At 31.3% G+C, this 6,350-nt stretch carries 7 protein-coding genes; 5 read left to right on the top strand and 2 right to left on the bottom strand.

The features are described 5' to 3' along the window. Positions 1–233, bottom strand: a 233-nt coding sequence (locus tag ACOX6R_RS06910) for a hypothetical protein (RefSeq protein ID WP_433448627.1), incomplete at its 3' end; no start/stop codon positions are given. A 250-nt stretch (positions 234–483) separates the two neighbouring features. Between ACOX6R_RS06910 and guaA the strand changes: the two genes are divergently transcribed. Next, entirely contained in the window at positions 484–2,010 is a 1,527-nt protein-coding gene (gene guaA / locus ACOX6R_RS06905; protein ID WP_433448625.1) for a glutamine-hydrolyzing GMP synthase, read from the top strand. 178 nt (positions 2,011–2,188) lie between these two features. Here the strand turns inward: guaA and ACOX6R_RS06900 are convergent, their stop codons facing one another. After that, positions 2,189–2,620: a helix-turn-helix domain-containing protein gene (locus ACOX6R_RS06900; protein WP_002839745.1), complete on the bottom strand. Its 432-nt coding sequence runs from the start codon at positions 2,618–2,620 to the stop codon at positions 2,189–2,191. Between the two features lie 261 nt (positions 2,621–2,881). Here ACOX6R_RS06900 and ACOX6R_RS06895 point away from each other — a divergent pair, with 261 nt between their 5' ends. The 4 genes from ACOX6R_RS06895 to ACOX6R_RS06880 all read left to right on the top strand — a co-directional run bounded on the left by ACOX6R_RS06895 (position 2,882) and on the right by ACOX6R_RS06880 (position 6,156). Beyond that, a complete protein-coding gene (locus tag ACOX6R_RS06895) occupies positions 2,882–3,076 on the top strand; it encodes a hypothetical protein (RefSeq protein WP_004835545.1) in 195 nt (64 codons plus the stop codon). Between the two features lies 1 nt (position 3,077). Further along, positions 3,078–4,202, top strand: coding sequence for a tyrosine-type recombinase/integrase (locus tag ACOX6R_RS06890; protein WP_178196009.1), 1,125 nt, complete (start codon positions 3,078–3,080; stop codon positions 4,200–4,202). Continuing rightward, positions 4,195–4,557, top strand: a complete 363-nt coding sequence (locus ACOX6R_RS06885; RefSeq protein ID WP_178196011.1) for a plasmid mobilization protein — start codon at positions 4,195–4,197, stop codon at positions 4,555–4,557. Before ACOX6R_RS06890 ends, ACOX6R_RS06885 begins: the two co-directional genes overlap by 8 nt. Before the next feature lie 117 nt (positions 4,558–4,674). After that, positions 4,675–6,156 carry a VapE domain-containing protein gene (locus tag ACOX6R_RS06880; protein ID WP_178196013.1) on the top strand — a complete coding sequence of 494 codons (1,482 nt, stop codon included), beginning with the start codon at positions 4,675–4,677 and terminating at the stop codon, positions 6,154–6,156. Positions 6,157–6,350: the final 194 nt, after the last annotated feature.

Raw genomic sequence — 6,350 nt, 5'->3', positions numbered from 1 at the left:
CCAAGCACACGCCATGCAGCTTCTCTAACAACTGCAAAAGCCTCTGGCAACAAATCATCAGTAGTTTCGCCATTTGCAATTCTATTTTTAAATTCAACTGTTTTATCTTTTAATTCACTATCAGAAAGTTTTTGCATGTCTTCGTCAAGACTCATTACTTTATTAACTAGTGGTTCAATTTTTTTCAGTTCTCTTTCGCTATAGGTTCCGAATAATTTTTCCATTAAACCCATTTTACCACTCCTTTTACTCAAGACTTTATTTTACCATTAAAATCCCTATTTTTCAAGAAAATTCAATACTTTATACAGGTCTTCACTCAACTATAAATTATATGTTTAGTAAAAATTAATGTCAACATAAACCAAAAAAATATCACAAAACTTTCTCTATATTTTCAGATTTCAAATACTTTTACCAAAACTATAGTAATATATGACAATTTGATATAAAATAAAGGAATAAAAGATATGGAGGTTTTGCATGATACTTGTTGTAGATTTTGGCGGTCAATACAATCACTTAATCGCCAGAAGAGTTAGAGACTTAAAAGTTTATTGCGAAGTAGTTCCCTTTAAAAAAGCTATAAAGACAATAAATGAGAAAAAAGATGAAATCGGTGGAATAATTTTTACAGGAGGCCCAAATTCAGTCTACGAAGAAAATTCTCCACAAATCGAAAAAGAAATATTTGAACTTGGCATACCAATACTTGGACTTTGCTACGGAATGCAACTTATGGCACACACATTGGGCGGAAAAGTTGTAGCAGCACCAAAAGAGAGAGAATTTGGCAAGACAGAAATAGAAACAGAGGACTCAAAGATTTTTGATGGACTAGATAAAAATCAAAAAGTTTGGATGAGCCATGTAGACAGAGTAGAAAAAATGCCAGAGGGCTTTGTAAAAGTTGCAACTAGCAAAAACTGTCCAATAGCTGCAATGGAAAATGAAGACAAAAAACTTTACGCATTACAATTCCATCCAGAAGTAAATCACACAGAAAACGGCAAAAAAATGCTAGAAAACTTTGTACTTAATATATGTAAAGAAGAACCAGTTTGGACAATGGAAAACTATGCAAAAGTTGCAGTTGAAGAAATAAAAGAAAAAGTTGGCGATGGAAAAGTACTACTTGCCCTATCAGGCGGAGTTGACTCATCAGTAACAGCAGCACTAGTATCAAAAGCTGTTGGAGAAAACCTAACTTGCATCTTCGTTGACCACGGACTAATGAGAAAAAATGAAGGCGACGAAGTAGAAGAAGCATTTAAAGATAGTGGAATGCACTTCATAAGAGTTGACGCAGAAAAGAGATTTTTAGATAGACTATCTGGCGTAACTGATCCAGAACAAAAAAGAAAAATAATTGGTGAAGAATTTATAAGAGTCTTTGAAGAAGAAGGCAAAAAAATAAAATCAGTAGATTACCTAGCACAAGGAACAATCTATCCTGACGTAATTGAATCTGGTCACGGCGACTCAGCAGTAATAAAGAGCCACCACAACGTTGGAGGACTGCCTGACTTTGTCGACTTTAAAGAAATAATCGAGCCACTAAGAATGCTATTTAAAGACGAAGTGCGCGACCTTGGACGTGAACTTGGACTAGCAGATTACCTAGTAGATAGACAACCATTCCCAGGACCAGGCCTTGCAATTAGAGTAATGGGAGAAATCACAAAAGAAAAACTAGACATCTTAAGAGATGCTGATAAAATCTTTAGAGAAGAACTAGAAAAATCAGAAGTAGCAAAAGACGTAAACCAATACTTTGCAGTCCTAACAAATAACAGAACTGTTGGAGTAATGGGAGACTTTAGAACTTATGACTACACATTGGCACTAAGAGCAGTATCAACAACAGACTTTATGACAGCGGACTTCTCAAGAATCCCTTGGGACATATTAGATAAAGTATCAAACAGAATAGTAAACGAAGTAGACCACATAAACAGAATAGTGTATGACATCACAAGTAAACCCCCAGCTACAATAGAATGGGAATAGTAGCAAAATTTTATAAAATGGCTTGATTACAAGCTATATAGAGAATGAAAAATGGCTACCGGTACTCAAATGGTACTGGAAGTAAAAAAGAATAAATTAAATAATAGTTCCAAGTGGTTTACATTTGGACAAAAATAAGACCGTAGTTTCAAGCTGCGGTCTTTTTGCGTACATATACTTATTTTAAAAATCTAGATTTTTTAGGATATGATAACTTCCAATCTTCAAATTCTTCGTCTGTTATCTCATCGTTGTAATGCTTTTTTCTCATCTCATTCCATTCTATTAGAAAATTATTGAAGTCTACATCATTTGATAAAAGTCCAGTAATTTCTCCATCACCTGCCAACGGTCTAAACTTCATATCTTTTTCATAATCAAAGATTATATGCATTATTTCAAAAATAGAATTAGGTTCATGATTAATTAATGCTGATATATCACAATCAAGTGCTTCAGATATTTTTTGTAATTGTTCTTTACTTGGAGATCTATTTCCAAGCTCGTAATTTCTTATAGCAGCATCTGTCAAACCAGACTTAATGGCAAGTTCTTTTTGAGTTAAGTTTCTCATAAGTCTTAACTTTTTTAATTTTTCTCCAGAAATCAAACTAACTCCTCCTTATTTCACGATAACTATAAATATTTTATCACAAAACGAACAAAAGCTCAACAAAACTGTTCTGTTGTAAATATTTGTAAGTATCTGAATATTTTAGAAAAAAATAAATAGAAAAAACTTGACAGAACAAATATGAACTGTTATTATATATACATACCGTTCAATATTGAACGGAAAATGTAAGATATAAAAATTAATGCTCGCCCTTTTGTGGATGTAGAACCTTACAAACTATAAAAGGAGGACATTATGAAAGGTATTTTTATGAATGCAAAAGATGTACAAGAATTTCTTGATGTAAGTAGGACAACAGCATATCAGATAATAAACGATATGAATCAAGACTTACTTAAATTAGGCTATCGTGTACAAAGAGGAAAGGTAAATAGAGAATACTTTATGGAAAAGTATTGCTATAAACCGACAAATACAAAGGAGGTTTAAAGTGCCAGCATTTAGAGATGAAAGCGGGAACAAGACTTGGTTTTGTAAATTTAATTACACCAACTGGAAAGGAGAAAAATTAACTAAGAAAAAACGTGGATTTTTAACAAAAAAAGAAGCATTAAAATGGGAACAAGAATTTTTAAATCAACATTCTGAATCAATTGAGATGACCTTTAGGGAGTTTTTTGAACTTTACAAGAGGGATAGAAAACCAAGAATAAGAGAAAATACTTGGAGGACAAAAGAAGCAATTGTAAATCAAAAAATACTTCCCTATATTGGTGATTTAATGCTTAATGAGATTAATAATGTAACCATCATTCAATGGCAAAATGAGCTTATGAAGATTAAGGATAAGAATGGAAAAAACTACTCTCCTACTTATTTGAGAACTATTCATGCCCAGTTATCTAGCATCTTAAATCATGCTTGTAGGTACTACAATTTAAAAACTAATGTTGCTCGTGATGTTGGCTCTATGGGAGAAAAAGAAGCTGACGAAATGCTATTTTGGACACAAGATGAATATGAAAGATTTGTAGAAGCTATTAAAGATAAACCTGAATCATTTTATGCTTTTGAACTTTTATATTGGTGTGGTCTTAGAATGGGAGAATTATTAGCCTTAACAAAAGAAAAATTTGATTTTGAAAGACATACATTAAAAATTGATGAATCTTTACAAAGGATTGATGGGAAAAATGTAATAACAGCACCTAAGACTAAAAAAAGCATCAGGACAATAGTTATGCCTGAATTTTTAACTGATGAGATTAAAGAATATATAGACAGTTTTTATAAGTTAAAACCAAAAGACTTAATATTTAATTTTTCTAAGAGCTACCTCCACCATGAAATGGATAGGGGATCTAAGAAATCTCAAGTAAAAAGAATTCGAATACATGATTTAAGGCATTCTCATGTTTCACTCTTGATTGAACTTGGATTTTCTGCAACTGCAATAGCTGATAGGGTTGGACATGAATCGATTGATATTACCTATAGATATGCTCATCTCTTCCCTAGTAAGCAAAAAGAAATGGCTCTGTCTTTAACACAAGTAAGAAATAATAAGGCAAATGACTGGAAATATTTATTAGAAGAGGATGATAAAGATGTTTAGAAGACATTCATTAGATGAAATCTCTAAAAAAAAGAGAAATAAAAAGAAAAATAGAAAAAGAAATCGCATTTTAAATTTCAGAGTATCTGAAGAAGAATATGATCTAATAAACAAAAAGATTGCAATAAGCGGACTTAAAAAGCAAGACTATTTTCTACAAATGCTATTAAATCACGAAGTTAATATAGTAAGTGATTACAGACTTTCTGATAATATAGCCAAGGAAATATTTCAACTAGCAAAAGTTATTAAAAAGTTTGGAAAACTTAATGACGATGAAACTAATATTTTAATCTATATTTTAGAAATATATGAAGAAATCAAAAAAGAAAAAAGCCCCTACTACAAAGAGTAAAGGCATACACTCCTGTGAGAAGTGTTCTCTAGACAAGTTCATTTTACCACAGGAGTCTTATTTATACCAGACAGGAGGATAAAATGGATAGCAAATATAAAACAATAAAGAGATTAGATGATTTTAAAAAGAAAAGGAGTGAGCCTTATGACAGATATTAAATTAAAATTCCCAGAAATAGATCAGACTTACGCCTTTTTAGACTTACAAACTACGGATAAGGGGACGGTTAGACAAATTACTGGTAATATTGTAACCGCTATTTTAAATCCAAAATATTGTCATAATCAAAAAATCATTGAAGGACAAATATTCTTTGATAAATTTACCAATGAAATAAAATTCCAGGGGAAAATTATTGGAGAAAGAAATATAAAGGAAAATCAAATACGACTTTGGGATGATTCTTTAAACAATAGACTAGGGTTAGAGATAGAAAAACATTTTGGAATTAATTATAACGCAAACAAAATGTGGGAAGCTATTCGTTTTGTAGCTCATCAATATGAAGTGAGTCCGCCAAAGCAATATCTTCAAAATTTAAAATGGAATGGAGATAAAAATGCCATTAGAAAACTTTTACCAAAGTATTTGGGAGCGGATGATACAGAGCTTAACAATTGGATAATGGAACATATGATATTGGGCATGATAAAAAGAATTTTTAATCCAGGAGCTAAGTTTGATGAGATGATTGTTTTAGTTGGTGGACAAGGTATAGGCAAATCGACTTTTGCAAGATACTTATCCATAACAGATGATTGGTTTTGTACAATAGAAAACATTCAAGGCAAGGATGCCGTCATGAACCTTATGGGTAAAACTGTCGTTGAAATCGAAGAATTTGTTGCTTTAAGAAATGCAAAATCAGCTAATGAAGCTAAATCTTTTTTATCAAAATTAAGCGATAGGATAAGAATACCCTACGAAAAATATGCAACAGATGTGCCTAGAACTTGTATCTTCATAGGGACATTAAATGAAAGAACTTTTCTTAATGATCATACTGGAGAAAGAAGATATTTGCCCGTTGAATGTAATCCAAATAAAAGAGTAAGGACTATATATCCAGATAAAAATAATAAGGAAAAACTCTCGGATAAAGAATATATTTCTCGCATAAGAGAAGATTTTAATCAGGCTCTAGCCTTAGGGTATGAAATCTTTAAAAACAAGACTCACGCATGGACTATACCAAAAAATCTTTTAAAAGACTTGTATAAGGAACAAGAAAAATTCAAATATCTAAACCCAGATGTGGAAGACATTAGATATTTCTTGGAAGAATATAAGCCAAAAAGTGCGGATCCAAATATAACTTGTTTCAAAGAACTAACCATGCAAGGTTACCAAATAAAATCAAAATCTTTTTCAGAGATTATGGATAATTATTTTCAAGAGTGGATTCCAGTTAGGTCATCTAAGACTAAGAGAATATCACCAAGTGGGGTCTCAATTCCAGTAAAACTATACTATGAAAAGAAAAAAGAAAATGAAACTGACTTTATAGAAGTTTACAAGAATTTATTGCCAGAAGAATGGAAAAAAGAAAATCAATTAGAAATAGATACTGCAAATCAAGTAAAGATACAAATGTAACTTTGTAACCTGTAACCCATCGTTATAAATCTTCTTAAATTAGGATTACATAAATTAATGGCTTGATAATAAGGGATTGACACAGACTCTTAAAACAAGCTCGCCTAATTTTGGAAGTTTTTATTTTATAAGTTACAGTTACACTTATTAATTCCTATTTGAAAAATTATGGAAAATAAATTCTTGTAAACTTC

Source organism: Peptoniphilus sp., from assembly GCF_050943655.1.
GTDB lineage: Bacteria > Bacillota > Clostridia > Tissierellales > Peptoniphilaceae > Peptoniphilus_A.
The sequence above is the reverse complement of the archived record's forward strand: the minus strand, read 5'-3'. Positions and strand labels throughout refer to the sequence as shown.

What these genes read in the sequence shown, in the direction of transcription:
- guaA (WP_433448625.1), top strand. Translation starts at nt 484, where the DNA reads ATGATACTTGTTGTAGATTTTGGCGGTCAATACAATCACTTAATCGCC.
- ACOX6R_RS06895 (WP_004835545.1), top strand. Translation starts at nt 2,882, where the DNA reads ATGAAAGGTATTTTTATGAATGCAAAAGATGTACAAGAATTTCTTGAT.
- ACOX6R_RS06885 (WP_178196011.1), top strand. Translation starts at nt 4,195, where the DNA reads ATGTTTAGAAGACATTCATTAGATGAAATCTCTAAAAAAAAGAGAAAT.
- ACOX6R_RS06880 (WP_178196013.1), top strand. Translation starts at nt 4,675, where the DNA reads ATGATTTTAAAAAGAAAAGGAGTGAGCCTTATGACAGATATTAAATTA.